The following is a 16,710-nucleotide window of genomic DNA, read 5'->3' as shown; positions in this document are numbered from 1 at the left end:
GAGCGGCGTGCGATGAACGACTGGGGAAACGGACGGACGCAGCCTCTTCGAGTCGTTGTTGAAGGGGTGATAGCCTGAGGCAGTTCGGAGGCTAGATCCTTCGCAACATGTTACGGGAGGCTCACCGCCCCGTGTGGCCACGACTCCATGCGAGGGCGCAGACCATAGCGGCCAGCATGGGTCAGGGGGCGCAACAGCGGAATTAGTAGTAGGCTCCGGGTGGATCGAAATGCTACATTCGATTCACCAAAGCCCGCAGCCTATGAGCGCTTACCGCATCTACCTCGCCCCCTTCTTGACTACCCTAGCGAGCCTAGCCTTTGCGCAACCATTCGTGCCACCGGGCATGAGTCTTTGGGAATATTCGGCATGGTTCCAGAATCAAGAGGCCTACAATGTGGGCATTGATGAGGAAGGCAGCGAACGAGCGCAGTTCGATAAGTTCATGAGTACTTGGGGACCGCGGCTATTCCCTACGGGCAATTTCAATCAAGTCGGCCTTGCTTCGCAGGAACACATCGCATACCTCAGCGCAAGGTTTGGCAATGATGGTATCTATGCGTCAAGTTGGACATCGATTGGCCCAAACGAGTCACCGCTGGGTCCCGCTGGGGAGGTACTAGCACGGTCCACTGGAACGGGACAGATTCATGCCATTGCTTTTCATCCAGAGTTCGCGTCGAATGGTATCATGTACTGCGCGTCGAGCTACGGTGGCCTCTTCCGAAGCGCCGATCACGGGTCTTCATGGAGCGCCATCGCGGACGAGCGTGAGTTCACTCCTGTTTCGGCAATCGTTGTCTCACAAATTGACCCGAACGTTGTGTTCATCAGCACGGGCGGCTCTGATAATGTGCTTGCCTATTGCACAGGGGTTTGGAGAAGCACTGATGGCGGTGATACATGGGAGAGCATTTCCGGCGGTCTGGATATCGACATGACCAACCGCCAGCATATTCTGAACATGGCGGTTGACCCGGCCAATCAGGACCTTGCCATAGCAGCAACCACCGAAGGTTTGTATCGCACCACGAATGCGATGGCCCCTGCGAACCAAGTTCAATGGACAGAGGTTTTTGACTCGCCTACTGGAAATTTCTGGAAAGGGCTGTTCTTCAAGGAGGGAACCACGGTCGTGTATGCAGCGGATGCAAATGTCTATCGTTCGACTGATCAGGGACTGACTTGGACGGCAATTACTGGTCCGACGACCGGGCTCGAGCCAAGCACGCTCTCTCCGGCTGGTACACGAATTAATCTGGCGCCGGAGAAAGGCGCCTCCTCCACCAAGGTCTACGCGATGCTGCAGCAAGGCTATTCGACCCGGAGCCGGGCCTATGTTTACGATGAGACCACCGAGACCTGGAGCGGCGGAACCATCATTGCAAGCGGCGGCACATCAGTAGGATGGATTCCGATCGCCACAACCACAGTGGCTGGTCAGGACCAGTTCATCACGTATGGTGGGTTGCGCCTCTATAAGTCCACCAACGGCGGAACAACCGTGAGCCTTTTCGGTGACGGCCTTTTGCAGAATCCAGATACCTACGAACGTATTCATGATGACCAGCAAGTCGCAGCGTTCACTCCTGATGGAGCTGAACTTTGGATCGGCAATCATGGTGGCATACACCGTTGCACGAATCCCTTTGGTGCCACTCCGCTTTGGGAGAATCGCAATATTGGTCTTGGGGTTGGGTTGGTTACAGCGCTGGCAAGCGATCCAACTCATCCGAGTTCAATTATCTCAGGCGAGTTTGACAACGGAGTACGGCGATTGCTCCCTTCCGCTCCAACAGAAAACAGGTGGAGGCATCTTGTCTTCGGCGACGGCGGTTCAGTTGCAATCGACCCGACTGGAAGGCACCATTACGGCACGGATGAGCGATATCTGCCAGTGGTGAAGCTTTTTGATGGGGCGATTGACCCGAACTGTATTACAGGCGGATGGCTAACCAACACATGCCCGAAATTGTTGCACGCCGAAGGCTGGTACACGGCTGGAGCGAGACGGCCCATGGAGTTTGATGAACACGATGCCAAACTTGTCCTTGGTTACAGTGATATTTGGAAAGAAGTGAATTCGGAAGCTCCTGCCACCGCGCAAATGGACCAGTTCTCAAGGCATTCCCATTGGCAGAATGTGGATTTCTCAACTAACGAATTCGCCTGCGACCAAAGGGCCTGGGTCGATCTCGCGATTGCCCCCGGTAACGAAGAAGGAGTCTATGGCTTGACTGTATCTTATGTCTGTAGTGCAGGGGTTCAAGAATCAAGGCTGCTCCGCAGAGCGGCGCCAATCGTCATCAACTCAACAGGCCAGCCTGCGTTGGAACTCGTTGATCTCCCCTTCCCTAATATGGCCGCAACTCAAGTGACCATTGATCCGCTGAATGCCCATCGCATTTGGGTCACGATCAGCGGCTATTCGGCTGACAAGAAGGTGTTTCACTCTAGTGACCGGGGCGATACGTGGACGAATTGGGATCCGTTGGGCAGCCTACCGAACCTCCCTGTAAACGACATCGTCTACCAAAATGGCACGGAAGACGGGCTCTACATCGCGACGGATGCGGGTGTGTACTACCGGAACGGTTCGGAAGCTGAGGTAGCATGGGAGCCATTCTATGCTGCCCTGCCTAACGTGCGCGTAAACGACCTCGACATCAACTACTGCGCGGGCAAACTCCGCGCGGGAACATGGGGCCGCGGCCTCTGGGAATCCGACCTCGCCGAGCAGCCGACCGTTGCGCGCGTCATTACCGAGAATACCACCTGGAGCATCCACAAGAACCTCACGCAGGATGTGCGCGTGATGCCCGGCGCCACGCTCACCATCACCAACACCGTCAACTTCGCACCCAACACGGCGCTGATAATAGAGCCCGGCGCCAGCGTGATCGTGGATGGCGGACTGCTGCACAACAGCTGCGGTAAGGAATGGAAAGGCGTGCAAGTGCTGGGCAATTCCAACCTGGCGCAGAACCCCACCAACCAGGGCTACTTCGAGTTGCGCAACGGCGGGGTCGTCGACAATGCGGCCATCGGCATCCTGGTGGGCGACCTGAACGACCTGACGAAAGGTGGCGGCGTGGTGAAGATCAAGGGCACCCAGGCCCAGCCCGGCGGTGTTGTGCGCGATTGCCGACCCGCCGTCCAGTTCCGGCCCTACGGGCAGATCAGCAACATGCAATTCGAGACGCGCAACCGCAGCCAGTTCGTGCATGCCGTCTTCGAGTTCACCGAGGGCGCATTGCAAGCTGAACTGGGCACCGAGGAACTGATCAAGCTCGATGGCGTGCGCGGCATCGCCTTCCAGGCCTGCACCTTCCGTAACACCATCGCCAATGTGCCGGAGACCCACTTGCTCGGCCACGGCCTGCACACCTACGGCTCGCGCTTCGTGGTCACCGATGCGTGCCCCACGCCGGGCACGCCCTGCACCGCCGCCGAGCGTGTGCCCACCAGCTTCACCGGCCTCGACCACGGCGTGCATGCCCTGGGCGCGCCCACCAACAGCATGTTCACGTTAGAGAACAGCAGTTTCTCCAACACGATCTGCGGCGTGTATGCCAGTGGCATCACCGGTTTCACCGTGCGCAACAACGACTTCGAGATTACGGACAGAGCCATCGCCTTCACACATCCAACTGAAGAGTTCTGGTTCGGCATGCCACGCGGCATTTACACCTATGAGTCCTTTGGCTTCAAGCTCCACGACAACGTAGTGCATTCCGAGCAAGCGAATCCGGTATTGCCCGCCGAGGCCATCGTAGTAGGCTACAGCCGCGACCACAACGACAAGATCTGGAAGAACACGGCCACCAACCTCAGCACCGGCTTCGTGGGCGAGGGCGTATGCGCCAGCACCGAACCCGGAGGCTACAGCGCCTCGGCCTGCAGAAGTATTGCAACACGAACAGCAACGTGGACAAGAACCTGTACAGTAGGAAGGTCGAGGGGCAGGCCGACGCAGCGTTCCACACTATCCGCACCATCCAAGCCTCTGCCGGTCGTGGAGCGGACAATACTCTCGATGGTTGGAGCGGCGAGACGGAGAAGTGGGATTTCTACGTGGATACGGACCACCCCATCACCTACTACTACCGCACGGGCACGGGCCTCTTCCCCGAGCACGTCTCCGACCTCTTGCTGCCCGCAGGCATCCCCTATGGCATGAGCAGCGAATGCACCCCGCACCTGATCAGCGTGGACCCCGGTGTAGTGGGTGTGGCTGGCATGCTGGTGAACGCGCGTACGGACTACGGTGAGACGCGCTACCTCTATGAGCAGCTGATCGACGGCGGAAACACCGATGCCGTCGTGGAGGAGATCGTGAGCGCGTGGCCGCAGGATGTCTGGGAACTGCGCACCTACCTGCTGAGCAAGAGCCCCTATCTGAGCACCGAGGCCCTGATGGAACTGGTGAATAAGCAAGTGCCCGAGGCCATCAAGGCCGAGATCTGCATCGCCAACCCCGATGCCACCAAGAAAGAGGGCTTCCTCCGCTGGGCCGAATACGATGCGCTCTACCCGCTGCCGCCGCACCGGATCGCCAGCATCGCCGCCAGTTGGGAAACACACACCTACCGCACCACCTTGGAAGCGCAGATGGGTGAGCACCACGCGCGCATGACCGAGGCCGTCAACGAGCTACTCGACCTCTATGCCACACGCGACAGCACTGGCGTGGAGAACGATAGCCTGCGCTGGGTGTGGGCGCAAGTGCCCACAGTGGCGGCGCGCTACGCGGAGGCCTTGTTGCGTGTGCAGGCCGAGGACTTCAGTGGTGCTCAAGCGTTGATGGATGATCTGGAGGACGACCATAAGCTCTCTATCGCCGAGGAGGCCGAGCGCGCCCGCATGACCACACTCGTCGCCGACCTGCTCAACCTGGAACAGCAAGCCCGTGACCTTAGGCAACTAGATCCGGCTGAGGTCGCGGCGTGGGAATCGCTGATCCAGGACCAGTACGATCGGCCCGCAACTTGGATCAGCAATACGCTCTGCTTCCATTACGGCATCTGCCGCCCGCCGCTCACGGGTGGGGAAAGCGAGCCCAAGCGCTTGATTCGAGACACGAAGGATGATGGTGCTAAGGCACAGCGCTCCTTCAAGCTGCAGCCGAATCCGGCGAGCACTTACGTGTCACTGAATTATTCACTCTTGCCCAGTGATACGGAAGGCGGCCTGCGCGTGCTGGATCCGATCGGTCGAGTGATAGCTACCGACAAGCTCCAAAGCGCCCAAGGCCAAGCGCTGCTCGATACACGGCAATGGGCGAGAGGCGCCTACACTGTGCAATGCACAGTAGCCGGGGCACTCGTGCATACGGAGAAGCTCATCATCCAATAAGCAGCGCCATGCGTACCGCACAGGTGCTCGGCGTTGCCGCCATGCTGCTTACGCAGCGCATTGCCGGGCAACAGCCGTTCGCCTTAGATACGGGCTTCCGTGCTGAATTCGATACGTGGTACGTCGCCTCTGCATTGCCATTAGAAGATGGCCGAGTAATCATCTCCGGTCAGGTCAAATTCGATGGCGACATCTACTTCAGAAGCGGTGTGCGGCTGGAATCGGATGGCACCCGCGACGAAACCTACCCCGATGTGGCGTACATGGGAGGGAAGCTCACGCGCTGGAACGATCGAATCTACTCCGGCAATGGACCAGGCGTGCGCAGGCAACTCTTGGATGGCACGCTTGATCCTGATTTCATCCTGATGAATAATGGCCCCTACTTCACCTCCCTCCAGGGCGGCGACTACCATGTATTCCCTGACGGCCGCGTGGTGATGAGCGGCCTGCACATGCTCAACGACCCCGTGCGCGGCTTCGTGGGCGACTACAACTTCATTTGGTTCAGCAACCAAGGCTACCTGGATACCACGCGCACGCACCGCACCGGCAACGGGGCGCTGTATGATTTCATCGAACTGCCTGATGGCAAGTTCATCGCCGACTACAATGGCACCGTGTACGATGGCCGACCCACCAGCGGCATACAGCGCATGCACGCCGATGGCAGCTTGGATACCACCTTCTGGACAGGGATGAACTGGGGCGCAGCCAATGATCTCCTCGCATTACCGGACGGGCGGGTTTACGCTGGGGGCTACTTCCGCTTCGCGGGATTCCCCGATGACACATTGCGTGTAGCGCGTTTCTTAACCGATGGCAGCAGGGATCAGGCCTTCCAAGCCCCTCAATTCAGCTTGGGGGCATTGCCCAATGCAGGTGATTTGGGGCCACTCATCCGGAAATTGTACATGCTGCCCGGTGGCGCGCTGGTCGTCATGGGCCAATTCCAGTTCGTGGATGGGCAACCAAGGCGCGGCATCTGCGCGCTTGATAGCACTGGCGCATTGCTGCCTGTATTCGAGAACGCTGGCATCAGCCCATACGTGTACCAAGGCTTTACTCAGGCAAGCGTAGAGGGTATGGCCCCCAGCGCCGATGGTGATCATTGGTACATCTGGGGCGCTTACCACCAGTACAGCGACGGTACCACCAACGACACCGCGCAGCGCTTCGTTACGCGGCTGCATGGGGGTGATGTGAACATTGGCCCTCAAGAAACTATCGATCCTGCAAGCGCTGCGCGTTTATCCGAACCCAGCGAGCATGCACGCGACCATTGAACTTGATGCACGGTTCGCAGGCGAGCAGTTGTTGTTACGAGACGCACTCGGTAGCGTGCTCATGCGAAGAACCTTCTCCGGCACTTCTGCCTCCTTGGATCTTAACACCCTTGCGAATGGCCTGTACATCTTGGAGGTCCATCTTGATGGCCGCGTTCTTCATCAGCGCTTGGTGGTGCAGCGCTAGCGCCGCGCACTGGAAAGCATGCAAGGCCGTGATCTGCATCGCCAACCCGGAGGCCACCCATCAGGAGGTCTTCATCAGCTGGGCGGAATACGATGCCATGTACCCGCTGCCTTCACATCTGACCTAGAGCATCTTGGCCAATTGGGATACGCGCAAGTACCACAGCACCTTGGAAGCGTAAATGGATGAAGATTACGCCATGCCTTGGTTAAGTAATGCACGCAAGCCGCTGGCACCCGTTCATGCCATGCGCTTCAACGCCTAACGCGCATACCGCTCCATCCTGCCCACCTGCAAGGGCATGCCGTGCGCGCTCTTGCGCCAGATGGCCATGCGCCCGTCGATCACGAACGCCTCATCCATCCATTGCAGCGTGAAGCCGGCCTTGCCGCCATCGCGCAGCTCACCAAAGGGGATGGCGCAGGCGCTCTGATCGAACCACACCACGCGGCCCAGGCTGTCGGCGTAATAGGTGTTCGCATCGTCAACGAAGCTCAGGACGTATTGCAGTCCATCGGGATCGCGCGGTGACTCGGGCGGCAGGCCCTCGCGCAATCGGCGCGCTTCATCCCAGCCGTGGCGGATGGCCTCGAGCCGCGCGTGCTTCGGCGGGTGGCGGCGCGTGCCGTGCGGATCGCCGATCGCGCTCTGGGCGGAGAGTGCTTCAGCAAGCGCGGCGCCCATTCCGAAGAGCACGAAGCCCGAGTAGCGGTCGCAGGCCAGCTCATCGCCGGGACGGAGCGATGCGGGATCGATGGTGTGGCCCAGCAGGTGGTGCGCCACCTCGTGCGCGAGGATGCTGATCGCGCTCCAATCGCTGCGCGCGCTGTCGAGCACGGTGGCCATGAATTGCGGATTGTAGGCGATCACGCGCTGCTTGTCCTTCACGTAGGCGATGGCCGTGCGCGTCTCGCTGCTGGCCCGCACCACGAAGTTGGGCACCAGTCCGCTGTGGCGCACGATGCGGTACACGGCCTCGCGCGCAGCGGCTTCATCGAGCGCTGGCTGCTGCGCCACGCCTGCATGAACGAACAAGGCCAGCAGCAGGGAAGTGCCGATGCGCATCGCGGCGATCATTCGTAGCCCACGGCGGCCAGTTTGCCCAGCACCGCATCAAGCGCGCGCTGGAACTGCTCCTCGGCGGTGATGTCGCTGTTGTCGATCTCGATGGCGTCGGCGGCCTTGCGCAAGGGATCGGCGGCGCGGGTGGTGTCGTCCAGGTCGCGCTGGGCGATGTTGGCCTGCACGGCGGCGAGATCGACTTCCTGCCCTTTCTGCTTCAACTCATGATAACGGCGCAGTGCGCGCACCTCGGGCCGCGCGGTCATGAAGAGCTTCACCTCGGCATCGGGGAACACCACCGTGCCGATGTCGCGGCCGTCCATCACCACGCCCTTCGCGCGGCCCATGTCCTGCTGCAGGCGCACCAGCTTGGCGCGGACCTCGGGCACCGGGCTCACCAGGGTGACGTGCTGGCTCACGGCCATGCTGCGGATCTCACGCTCCACGTTGCGCCCATTGAGCCAGGTGGCGCTGTGGCCGCTCAGGGGATCGTGCTCGAAGCGGATGCGGATGCCATCGAGCGCGGCCAGCAGCGCGGGGCGATCCAGCACGCCGCCCGGTGCAAGGCCCTGCTCCATCACATGCAGCGCCACCGCGCGGTACATGGCGCCGCTATCGATATAGGTATAGCCCAGGTGCGCGGCCAGCTGCTTGGCCAGCGTGCTCTTGCCGCACGACGAGAAGCCGTCTATCGCGATGGTGATGGGGTTCACGGGGGCGAAGATCGCCTTGCGCAACCGTGATCGCAGCGATCACCCTTCCGCCTTCTTGAAATCCGAGAAGCGCACCGCGATGGTGATGGTGTTGCGGATGCCCGCGAGATGCAGCTGGTTGAAGCCGTAGCTGATGTGCACCTTGCTCACGCGCAGCCCGAGGCCGAAGCTGAGGCCCACGGCGCCGGTGCGGCTGGCCAAGGCCATCTCGTACCGCGTGCGGAAATTGTAGCCGAGCCGGATCATGAAGTTCTTGCTCAGCAATATCTCGGCGCTGGGCACCGCATGCAGCAGGGCCTTCTCCGCATTGGTGGTCTTCTTCACCACCACTTCGCCGGTGGTGGGATCGATCTGGCGGTCGCGCGCGGCATCGGGGTAGGTGAGGTCCCAGCGCTGAAGGTTCTCCAGCATCAGTCCCAAGCGGAAAGGGGCGTGCTTGAATTTGTAGGTGATCCCGAGCATCACCTGGGTGGCGAGCTTCTCGCGCTCGCTGGTGAAGCTGCTGGTCTGGTAGCCGATGTTGCGCACCACTGCGGAGAGCGTGACGCCCTTCGAGGGCTTGTGGTAGGTGCCGCCAAGGTCGAGGGCGATGCCGCTGCTGGTGTAGGTATCGAGGCTGCTGGTGATGAACTTCACGTTGGCCCCGATGCTGAAGAGGCTGTCGATGGCCCTACCGGCACCCACTTGGAATGCATACTCGCCGGCGCGGAACTGGCCGAGCTCGTTGCCCGTGGCGTCGGTACGGTTGAAGGTGCCATAGTCCACGTATTGCACCGCGCCGCTGAAGGTGGTGCGCAGGCTGTCGAAATGGTGCGCGTAGCTCGCGTAGCCCACATTGATCCCTTCGAAGTAGGGCAGCCAGCTGAGCGACACCTGCCGCCCCATCTCCGGATTGAGCAGCGCGGGATTGAAGAGGCCGAGGTTGATGTCGTTGTCCTTCACGGCGATGTAGTTGCCGCCGAGCGCCGAGGCCCGTGCCGATGCCGGGATGTCGAGCACGCGGAACACGCTCTGCCCGCCCAATTGGGCGCTGAGCAGGCCAGGAAGGAGAAGGAACGGAAGGAGAAGGTTCTTGCGCATCCGGGTGGGCAACGAAGATAGGCCCACGGTATTGCCTGCGGCAGCCGCAGCGCCCCGTTCAACACCCTCCTGTTGGTACTTGCACCGTGCAGCTTCCCGAGCGCGGGAAGGGGGCCGGGTACTTTTGGTGGCGAGCCAGCGCGATGCTCGCGCGGCGCACTTGAGCGCATGCTGAACCAACTTGCCCTGCTGATCAATGTGATCGGCATCCTGATCATCGAGGTCCTCACCGGAGGCCCGCTCACCATCAACCAGAACATACCCGCCACGCTGGCGCCGGGCGCCGAGGCGAAGGTCACCGTGACCATCGAGAAGGGCGAGATCTCAGGCTTCGCGAAGCTGCAGATTGACCTGCCCGAGGGCCTCACCGCCACGGCCATCGAGACCAAGGGCGCCTCCTTCACCTTCGCCGATGGCAAGGCCAAGTTCATCTGGATGTCGCTGCCCGCGAGCCCCAGCTTCAAGGTGACCTATACCCTCGCCGCAGTGGCCGGCGCGTCCGGCGTTCAGCGCATCGGTGGCCGCTTCAGCTATATCGAGGGCAATGAACGCAAGGTGCAGGAGCTCTCTCCTTCAACGGTCGATCTCGGCGCGCCCGGAGCCGTTGCCATCTCGGAGCCGGTGATCGAGCAGGCCCTTCCGGAGGATGCCTCCGCCAACGACATCGTGAGCGCCGCGGGCGCAGCCCCGATTGGCAAGGTGCCCGTTGCGGTGATCGACAACGCCAGCGGGATCGCACCCATGCAAGGGGCCGGCGGCGTGAGCGGCGCGCGCACCATCACCCCGGTCACCGAGAAGGAGATGATTGTGGAAGTGGTAGTGAACAAAGGCAGCATCCGCGGCTTCGGCAAACTGCAGGAGGTCGTCCCGGACGGCTTCACGGCCATTGAGAAGAACAGCGCCGAAGCCATCTTCACCACGCAGGGCCGCATCGCCAAGTTCGTATGGCTCAACCTGCCCGCCAGCAGCGAATTGAAGGTGGTGTACAAGCTGCGCGCGAACGAGCGTCCCGATGGCGAGTACACCATCGACGGCGACTTCGGCTACCTGCTGAACGATGAGACCCAGAAGGCCGTGCTGGGAAGCAGCAAATTCTTCGTGGGTGCGCGCGCCTTCGAGACCTTGGCGCAGGACCCCAGCACCATGGGCCAGCAGCCCGTTGAAGACCCAGCCCTGGCGCTGAAGCTGAAGCAAGAGGCCGAACTAAAGGCGAAGGCTGAAGCCGAGGCCTCCGCCAAGGCCAGCGCCGCCGAAGCCGAGCGCGCGCGCAAGCAAGCGGCGCAAGAGGCCGAAGCCCAGCGCGTGACCCCGCGCGTGCCCGCACCGGAGAAGGGCGTCACCTACAAGGTGCAGATCACCGCTGCGCACCGCGAAGTGGGCAAATCGTACTTCAAGGCCCGCCACCAATACAGCGGCGACTTCAGCATCGAGCGCCACCAAGGGTGGATCAAGTACGTGACCGGCAGCTATGCCGAATACAAGGACGCCCGCGACCAGCGCGTGAGCTATGTGCAGGCCGGCCACAACTTCCCCGGCCCCTTCGTCACCGCGTACAACAACGGCGACCGCATCACCGTGCAGGAAGCGCTCGCCATCAGCAACCAGCGCTGGGTGCAATAACCCTTGGCCATGCGCCGCGAACTGCAGGTCCTCTCCCCTCGTTCCCGCTTCGTCGCGCTGGTCCTGCTGCTCCCGGCAACCGCATTCAGCCAGTTCGATTCCACTGCGGTGCCTGCTGGGGCCGATAGCACCACGGCACCCGTCGCCACCGACCCTTTGCCACCAGCCGTCGCTGCCACGCCAGCGCCCGCTGCTCCGGCTGCTGTTCCCGAACCCTGGCTACGGCCCACCATCGGCTTCGGCGCCGGCATGCTCAGCTTCTATGGCGATGTGGGCAATCAGCACCAGGGCGGCGATCCGATGGTGACCCGCCTCGGCTACGAAGTGCGCGCCTCGGCACCGCTCACCCGCTGGCTCGAGGCCGACCTCTACGCCATACACGGCCGCTTGGGCGTGAACGAGCGCGACTACACGCGCAACCACAACTTCGATTCGCGCATCACCGTGGGCGGCCTCCGCCTACGCTACAACTTCCAGCCGCTGGTGAACCGCGCGCGCGTGGTGGAGCCCTTCCTCACCGTGGGCTTCGAGAGCGTGGAGTTCCTCACCAAGACCGACCTCTACGACGCGCAGGGCCGCCGCTACAACTACTGGAGCGATGGCACCATCCGCGACATCGCCGAGGATGCGCCCAACGCCGCGAGCGCCGTGGAGATCCAGCGCGACTACACCTACGAGAGCGATGTGCGCGAACTGGACCGCGACGGCTTCGGCAAGTACCGCGAGCAGGCCTTCGCCATCCCCGTGGGCGTGGGCGCGCGCATGGACATCGGCCACGGCATCGACCTGCGCATCGGCGCCACCATGCACTTCACCACCACCGACCTCATCGACGGCATCACCGCCAAGAGCCTCGACGAGCGCGCGGGCAGCTCCGGCAACGACCGCTTCCTCTACAGCGGCTTCAGCATCGGCTACACCATCCCGATGTCGCGCAAACCCAAGAAGACGCGCTTCCAGACCCCGCTCAACAGCGATCAGCTCGATGCCATCGTGCTCACCGACGATGAGGACGGCGACGGCGTGAAGGACTTCGCCGACGCATGCCCCGGCACCCCGCCCGGGGTGAAGGTGGACGCCAAGGGCTGCGCGCTCGATGGCGATGGCGATGGCGTGCCCGACGACCGCGACGATGAGCTCAACTCAGCGCCCGGCGCCCTGGTCGATGGCCGCGGCGTGACCATCACCGACGAGGCCCTGCTCAAATCGTGGCTCGCGTGGAAGGATAGCGGCAATGTGAACATGGTGGCCTCGCGCGTGGAGAGCGTGGGCGGCAGCAAGCCCGCCAAGCCGCCCGTGAAGCGCGTCTATGTGGTGAAGGTGGGCACCCACACCGAGGGCATCAGCGAAGAGCTGATCCAGAAGATCCTCAGCATCCCCGACGTGCGCACCATCGAGCGCGGCGATACCACCTTCTATGTGGTGGGCAGCTTCGATGCGATCCCCGAAGCGCTGCGCCGCGAACTGGAACTCAAGGGCATGGGCATCACCAGCGAAGTGATGGCCGAAGAGGGCGGCCAGCTCATCGACGTGAGCGCCGAGAGCGCTGCTGAGCGCGCCAAGATGACCGGCATGGGCGCCGGCGACGACAGCCGCGACGTGATCATCCGCGTGCAGCTCGGTGCCTTCCGCAACAAGCTCTCGAAGAACATCTTCTCCAAGATCAAGGACCTGGTGGTGATCCAGGGCGACGATGGACTCACCCGCTACTACACCGGCTCATTCAAGCAGGTGAACCCCGCCGCCAACCACCGCGTGCAGATGCTCCTCGACGGCTTCGAGGGCGCCTTCCTCGTGGCCTTCCGCGAAGGCAGGCGCGTGAGCATGAAGGAAGCCGGCGCGCGCGTCACCGGTACGGAGGACCTGCGCACCACCGCGACTACCGGCAGTGTGGCACGGGATAAGATCCGCTACCGCATCCAAGTGGCCACCTTCGCCGGCAACGTGCCCATGGACGCCATGGATAAGCTGCTCGGCCTCGGCGACGTGGAGCCCGTGAGCGGCGAGAACACAGTGCGCTATTACTACGGCAGCTTCGTGGAGCGCCAGGAGGCCGCTGATGCGCTCGAGGCCATCAAGCTGAAAGGATTCACCGATGCCTTCGTCGTGGGCTCCGTGAACGGCAACATCGTGCCGGCGGAGGATGCCGATAGCTTGATCGGGAAGTAGCGGCGACCCGGGAGTTGATCGCGCAGCTCGTATGCCGCCTTGGAGCCGCTTCCCCTGGAAGGCATGCTCAGTGACAAGCACGCACCGTCGTGCTCAACTGCATGCCTGAACTTGGCGCCGCAGGGTCCGCCCACCAAGCTGGATAATCGACCATTAAGCCGAAGAACCATTTGGCTTCGCTTCCTGCGCTTCTCGATCGCTTCTCCCGTCAGCACCGCTTCTTGGTTCCTCGCATCTGATCCTGGGGGAGCTTGCAGAACGACGAGTGCGGATTTGCAGCGGAAAGCCGGACCCCGGCTGCATTTGAGGCGGGGCACGCCCAAACCTTTCAGCAGCTGATCGTGACCGGTCATAGGCTCTGATCGATCTTCTTCACCATCGTCAAGATCGTCGCGATCGCCACCGTCTCCCCCGTCTCATCGAACACATCCACTAGGAACTTCACCCCGGGGCGTGGCCCGGGGCAGGCTTTCCCCTTCGCCACATCCTCCTGCGTCCGCTTCTCCTGGTCCACCTTCTCCTTCACCGTGAAGCGCACCTGGATGGTCGAGCCAAGGTAGACCGGCTTGAGGAAGCGGCATTCCTCGATGCCGTAATTGAGCACCGGTGTCAAGTTGCTTTTCTCTTGACCACGAAGACCCAGACCGGTGTCAACTTGTTCTGAGCTAGTGTGGCAGTTTCCTGCCTCATCAATTGGAGGCTCGGATTCTTGGCGTCGGTGTAGATGACATCTCCACCAAAGCGTTCCGACTCAACAAGGTCGAGTTGCTTAAACTCCTTCGCAAGTTTTCTGGCGTACCTCCTATCTCCGGTCACAATAGCATAGCCATAGGATGTACTTCCATCTTCCTTCACCTTCCTGACGAACATCAGTCCGTCTTCTTGCGCAATGCGCAGAGAATCACCCTTCGCGATCGCATCGCATGAGGTCCAGAACGCCTCGACTTCGTCCTTTCGCTTCAAACACCAATCGAAGCGGCGTGCGTAGCTGCTCATGCATGCGGTATCCAAGCAGCTGGTCTGTGCAATAAGCGACTTGAGGGTCGGACCTTGGGCCGAGACCAACGAGCTGAACAAGAGAAATGCTAGGGCAAGGTGGAGGCGCATGCTTAGTTCTGATTCAGTTTCTTCACCATCGTCAAGATCGTCGCGATCGCCACCGTCTCCCCGGTCTCATCGAACACATCCACCAGGAACTTCACGATCCCCTTCGCCACATCCTCCGGCGTGCGTTTCTCCTGATCCACCTTCTTCCCGAAAGATCGGGACGAAAACGCCTTCACCGTGAAGCGCACTTGCCAACTAAATTGGTGCCGATGACCCTCACCTTCATTTTCCTCGCACTAACAGCCTTTTACTTGTTCCGGAACTATGCGCAAGATAAAGGCCGCCACACCGCCGCCAAAGTCGTGCATGCAGTTGTGCTGGTCCTGATCATCGTCATGCATACCTATTCCGTTAAGCAGGCAGGATACTTGATCCAGCACTTCTCCGAGTTCAAGGCAAGTCATTCGGCTCCCGTGGGCATTGTTCCCGGCGATCTCAATTTTATCACCTTGATGCTCCACGAGATACTGTCAGTCATCGTCCTCTTTGTCGCTTTCAGCACCGCTCGCCGTATTAAACGTGCTGTGATACTGTTCCGAGCACTACTGGTGATCAGTGTCCCGGTCAAGGTGATCAGCTACTACCGAGGGTTCATGGAGGCATCACCCGACTTGCCGAACTGGATCGCGCTGGGAACCGGGGTAATCGTTATTACACTGATCTACGGCGGTATCGCGGTGCTCTATGGCACGCGTTTCATGCGTGCATTCTTCAACTCGCCAGAAGGGATCACTGCTCCAGATGATTCATGGAAGGAACTAGCGTAGCAGGCCCATACTGAAGCGCTTCGTTAGCTCTGATCCAACTTCTTGACCATTGTGAGAATGGTTGCGATTGCAACAGTCTCGCCCGTCTCATCAAAGACATCAACCAGGAATTTCACAATGCCTTTGGCAACGTCTTCAGGTGTTCTCTTTTCCTGATCGACTTTCTCTTTGACCGTAAAGCGCACCTGGATCGTCATGCCCGGATACACCGGCTTCACGAACCTGCACTCGTCCAATCCATAGTTCAGCAGCACCGGTCCTTTGGGCGGATCAACGTCCCTTCGCTTCGCTCGGGATGTGCCCGCCGCACGGCTGAGCACCATAGCCGGATGCGGAACGTAAAGACCCTGCCCCGAGTCCCGACCCGGGGCTGAGCGGGTCGCTGTGGTATTCATCGTACTGTAATGCCGTTGCGGTCCAGTTCCACCAGCCCTCCATCCTTCAGTGCCTCGCAGATGAGGTCGAGATAGTTCATGAAGATGAAGATCAGCTCGGAGTTGCGGATGTTGCCGGTGGTCACATAGAGGAGCCGCATGGGCTCGCCCTTCACCTCATAGGCGGCGATAAAGTCGGCATCCTTTGTAACGACTACAGCGCCCTCGCGGTCTGCTTGTTCGATGATCGCGTCGTCCGAACTCAGGTGGCCCGCTCGAAGTTCGGACGCATGCACCGCATGATGGCCTCGCTGCTTGAGCGCCGTGGCCAATTGGTGCGGTAGCTGGCTATCGACCAGCCAGTTCACTGCGCCGCGCGATGGATGGATTTCACTTCGGTGACCTTCGCTGCGAAAGCGAGGCATGCCAGGAAGTCATCGGGCTCCAGTTCGGGATGGTCGCGAATGATCTCCTCGGTACTCATACCACTGGCCATCAGTTCCAGCACGTTCTGCACCGGCCAGCGCATGCCGCGCACCACCGCCTTGCCATGGCAGATGTGCGGATCGGTGGTGATGCGTGAAAGGATATCCGGCGAAGTGCTCATGAGTTCAAAGGTAAGCGGGTGTCGTGGTGATGTACATGGCCCCCGTTACCCGACGCGCTTGGGCTGGCACGGTGGACCACCGATCACGATATCGGCCTGCGGAAAGTCGAAGCCGACCTCCCGGCTGGAAATGTCACTTTCCTCTGCGGCAAGCCTGCTTCACGGCATAGCACTCGCTGCCCAAGTTGTGGCGGTAGCTGGCGGCCGCCGAGCCTGCCCCGGCCCCAGAGCCGGGGTTCATCTCGAAGCCGATGGTCTTGTAGCCAGCGGCCTCGAAGCCCAAGGCCAAGCCACCGCAGCCCGCGAACAGGTCCAGCACCACGGCCTCCTCGGTGTGGCGCGGCACCAACAACGTATTGATCTCCTCGATGTATCCCATCACA

General features: G+C 61.1%; 15 protein-coding genes and 3 pseudogenes. 8 read left to right on the top strand and 10 right to left on the bottom strand.

Annotated features, from left to right (window positions below; genetic code table 11):
* Positions 1-346 precede the first annotated feature (346 nt).
* From IPM12_09070 to IPM12_09050, 5 genes are read left to right on the top strand one after another with little or no spacing between them, the layout of a single operon-like run.
* Entirely contained in the window at positions 347-4,180 is a 3,834-nt protein-coding gene (locus IPM12_09070) for a right-handed parallel beta-helix repeat-containing protein (protein MBK9147948.1), read from the top strand.
* Positions 4,075-5,355, top strand: a complete 1,281-nt coding sequence (locus IPM12_09065) for a hypothetical protein (GenBank protein MBK9147947.1) — start codon at positions 4,075-4,077, stop codon at positions 5,353-5,355. The genes IPM12_09070 and IPM12_09065 overlap by 106 nt, the downstream gene beginning before the upstream one ends.
* A gap of 8 nt (positions 5,356-5,363) precedes the next feature.
* The gene (locus IPM12_09060; protein ID MBK9147946.1) at positions 5,364-6,641 is read left to right on the top strand and encodes a delta-60 repeat domain-containing protein; all 1,278 of its coding nucleotides are present in this window, start codon (positions 5,364-5,366) and stop codon (positions 6,639-6,641) included.
* Positions 6,625-6,828 (top strand): T9SS type A sorting domain-containing protein, encoded by a 204-nt coding sequence (locus tag IPM12_09055; protein MBK9147945.1) that lies wholly within the window; start codon positions 6,625-6,627, stop codon positions 6,826-6,828. Before IPM12_09060 ends, IPM12_09055 begins: the two co-directional genes overlap by 17 nt.
* Entirely contained in the window at positions 6,788-6,955 is a 168-nt protein-coding gene (locus tag IPM12_09050; protein MBK9147944.1) for a hypothetical protein, read from the top strand. The genes IPM12_09055 and IPM12_09050 overlap by 41 nt, the downstream gene beginning before the upstream one ends.
* Before the next feature lie 134 nt (positions 6,956-7,089).
* On the opposite strand, the gene IPM12_09045 is transcribed toward IPM12_09050, so the two are convergent.
* The 3 genes from IPM12_09045 to porQ are packed head-to-tail and all read right to left on the bottom strand — an operon-like array spanning position 7,090 to position 9,683.
* A complete protein-coding gene (locus IPM12_09045; GenBank protein MBK9147943.1) occupies positions 7,090-7,893 on the bottom strand; it encodes a hypothetical protein in 804 nt (267 codons plus the stop codon).
* Positions 7,894-7,901: 8 nt separating this feature from the next.
* Positions 7,902-8,603: a (d)CMP kinase gene (locus IPM12_09040; GenBank protein MBK9147942.1), complete on the bottom strand. Its 702-nt coding sequence runs from the start codon at positions 8,601-8,603 to the stop codon at positions 7,902-7,904.
* Positions 8,604-8,642: 39 nt separating this feature from the next.
* Complete coding sequence (gene porQ / locus IPM12_09035) at positions 8,643-9,683, bottom strand: type IX secretion system protein PorQ (GenBank protein MBK9147941.1); 1,041 nt, start codon at positions 9,681-9,683, stop codon at positions 8,643-8,645.
* Between the two features lie 168 nt (positions 9,684-9,851).
* On the opposite strand from porQ, the gene IPM12_09030 reads away from it, so the two are divergent.
* The gene (locus tag IPM12_09030; GenBank protein MBK9147940.1) at positions 9,852-11,303 is read left to right on the top strand and encodes a hypothetical protein; all 1,452 of its coding nucleotides are present in this window, start codon (positions 9,852-9,854) and stop codon (positions 11,301-11,303) included.
* Positions 11,304-12,308: 1,005 nt separating this feature from the next.
* Positions 12,309-12,425: pseudogene (locus tag IPM12_09025) on the top strand (OmpA family protein).
* A 1,396-nt stretch (positions 12,426-13,821) separates the two neighbouring features.
* Here the strand turns inward: IPM12_09025 and IPM12_09020 are convergent.
* The 3 genes from IPM12_09020 to IPM12_09010 all read right to left on the bottom strand — a co-directional run bounded on the left by IPM12_09020 (position 13,822) and on the right by IPM12_09010 (position 14,719).
* Positions 13,822-14,166, bottom strand: a complete 345-nt coding sequence (locus IPM12_09020; protein ID MBK9147939.1) for a hypothetical protein — start codon at positions 14,164-14,166, stop codon at positions 13,822-13,824.
* The gene (locus tag IPM12_09015; GenBank protein ID MBK9147938.1) at positions 14,082-14,468 is read right to left on the bottom strand and encodes a hypothetical protein; all 387 of its coding nucleotides are present in this window, start codon (positions 14,466-14,468) and stop codon (positions 14,082-14,084) included. Before IPM12_09015 ends, IPM12_09020 begins: the two co-directional genes overlap by 85 nt.
* Positions 14,469-14,581: 113 nt before the next feature.
* Entirely contained in the window at positions 14,582-14,719 is a 138-nt protein-coding gene (locus IPM12_09010) for a hypothetical protein (protein ID MBK9147937.1), read from the bottom strand.
* A 69-nt stretch (positions 14,720-14,788) separates the two neighbouring features.
* Here IPM12_09010 and IPM12_09005 point away from each other — a divergent pair, with 69 nt between their 5' ends.
* Positions 14,789-15,346: a hypothetical protein gene (locus tag IPM12_09005; GenBank protein MBK9147936.1), complete on the top strand. Its 558-nt coding sequence runs from the start codon at positions 14,789-14,791 to the stop codon at positions 15,344-15,346.
* A gap of 23 nt (positions 15,347-15,369) precedes the next feature.
* Here IPM12_09005 and IPM12_09000 read toward each other — a convergent pair.
* From IPM12_09000 to IPM12_08985, 4 genes and pseudogenes are all read right to left on the bottom strand, one after another.
* A pseudogene (locus IPM12_09000) lies at positions 15,370-15,621 on the bottom strand (phenylacetic acid degradation bifunctional protein PaaZ).
* 116 nt (positions 15,622-15,737) lie between these two features.
* The gene (locus tag IPM12_08995) at positions 15,738-16,088 is read right to left on the bottom strand and encodes a DUF5615 family PIN-like protein (GenBank protein MBK9147935.1); all 351 of its coding nucleotides are present in this window, start codon (positions 16,086-16,088) and stop codon (positions 15,738-15,740) included.
* Positions 16,085-16,327 (bottom strand): DUF433 domain-containing protein, encoded by a 243-nt coding sequence (locus IPM12_08990; protein MBK9147934.1) that lies wholly within the window; start codon positions 16,325-16,327, stop codon positions 16,085-16,087. Before IPM12_08990 ends, IPM12_08995 begins: the two co-directional genes overlap by 4 nt.
* Before the next feature lie 238 nt (positions 16,328-16,565).
* Positions 16,566-16,706, bottom strand: a pseudogene (locus tag IPM12_08985) (DNA cytosine methyltransferase).
* Positions 16,707-16,710: the final 4 nt, after the last annotated feature.

Source organism: Flavobacteriales bacterium, from assembly GCA_016716605.1.
In the GTDB taxonomy this organism is placed as follows: Bacteria; Bacteroidota; Bacteroidia; order Flavobacteriales_F; family PHOS-HE28; genus PHOS-HE28.
This window is presented reverse-complemented; position numbering and strand designations above follow the sequence as displayed.

Bases quoted from the DNA above. Each gene is read 5' to 3' on its own strand.
- IPM12_09070 (MBK9147948.1), top strand. From the start codon at position 347: ATGAGTCTTTGGGAATATTCGGCATGGTTCCAGAATCAAGAGGCCTAC.
- IPM12_09015 (MBK9147938.1), bottom strand. From the start codon at position 14,468: ATGAGCAGCTACGCACGCCGCTTCGATTGGTGTTTGAAGCGAAAGGAC.
- porQ (MBK9147941.1), bottom strand. From the start codon at position 9,683: ATGCGCAAGAACCTTCTCCTTCCGTTCCTTCTCCTTCCTGGCCTGCTC.
- IPM12_09055 (MBK9147945.1), top strand. From the start codon at position 6,625: ATGCACGCGACCATTGAACTTGATGCACGGTTCGCAGGCGAGCAGTTG.
- IPM12_09050 (MBK9147944.1), top strand. From the start codon at position 6,788: ATGGCCGCGTTCTTCATCAGCGCTTGGTGGTGCAGCGCTAGCGCCGCG.
- IPM12_09060 (MBK9147946.1), top strand. From the start codon at position 5,364: ATGCGTACCGCACAGGTGCTCGGCGTTGCCGCCATGCTGCTTACGCAG.
- IPM12_09045 (MBK9147943.1), bottom strand. From the start codon at position 7,893: ATGCGCATCGGCACTTCCCTGCTGCTGGCCTTGTTCGTTCATGCAGGC.
- IPM12_09005 (MBK9147936.1), top strand. From the start codon at position 14,789: ATGACCCTCACCTTCATTTTCCTCGCACTAACAGCCTTTTACTTGTTC.
- IPM12_08990 (MBK9147934.1), bottom strand. From the start codon at position 16,327: ATGAGCACTTCGCCGGATATCCTTTCACGCATCACCACCGATCCGCAC.
- IPM12_09030 (MBK9147940.1), top strand. From the start codon at position 9,852: ATGCTGAACCAACTTGCCCTGCTGATCAATGTGATCGGCATCCTGATC.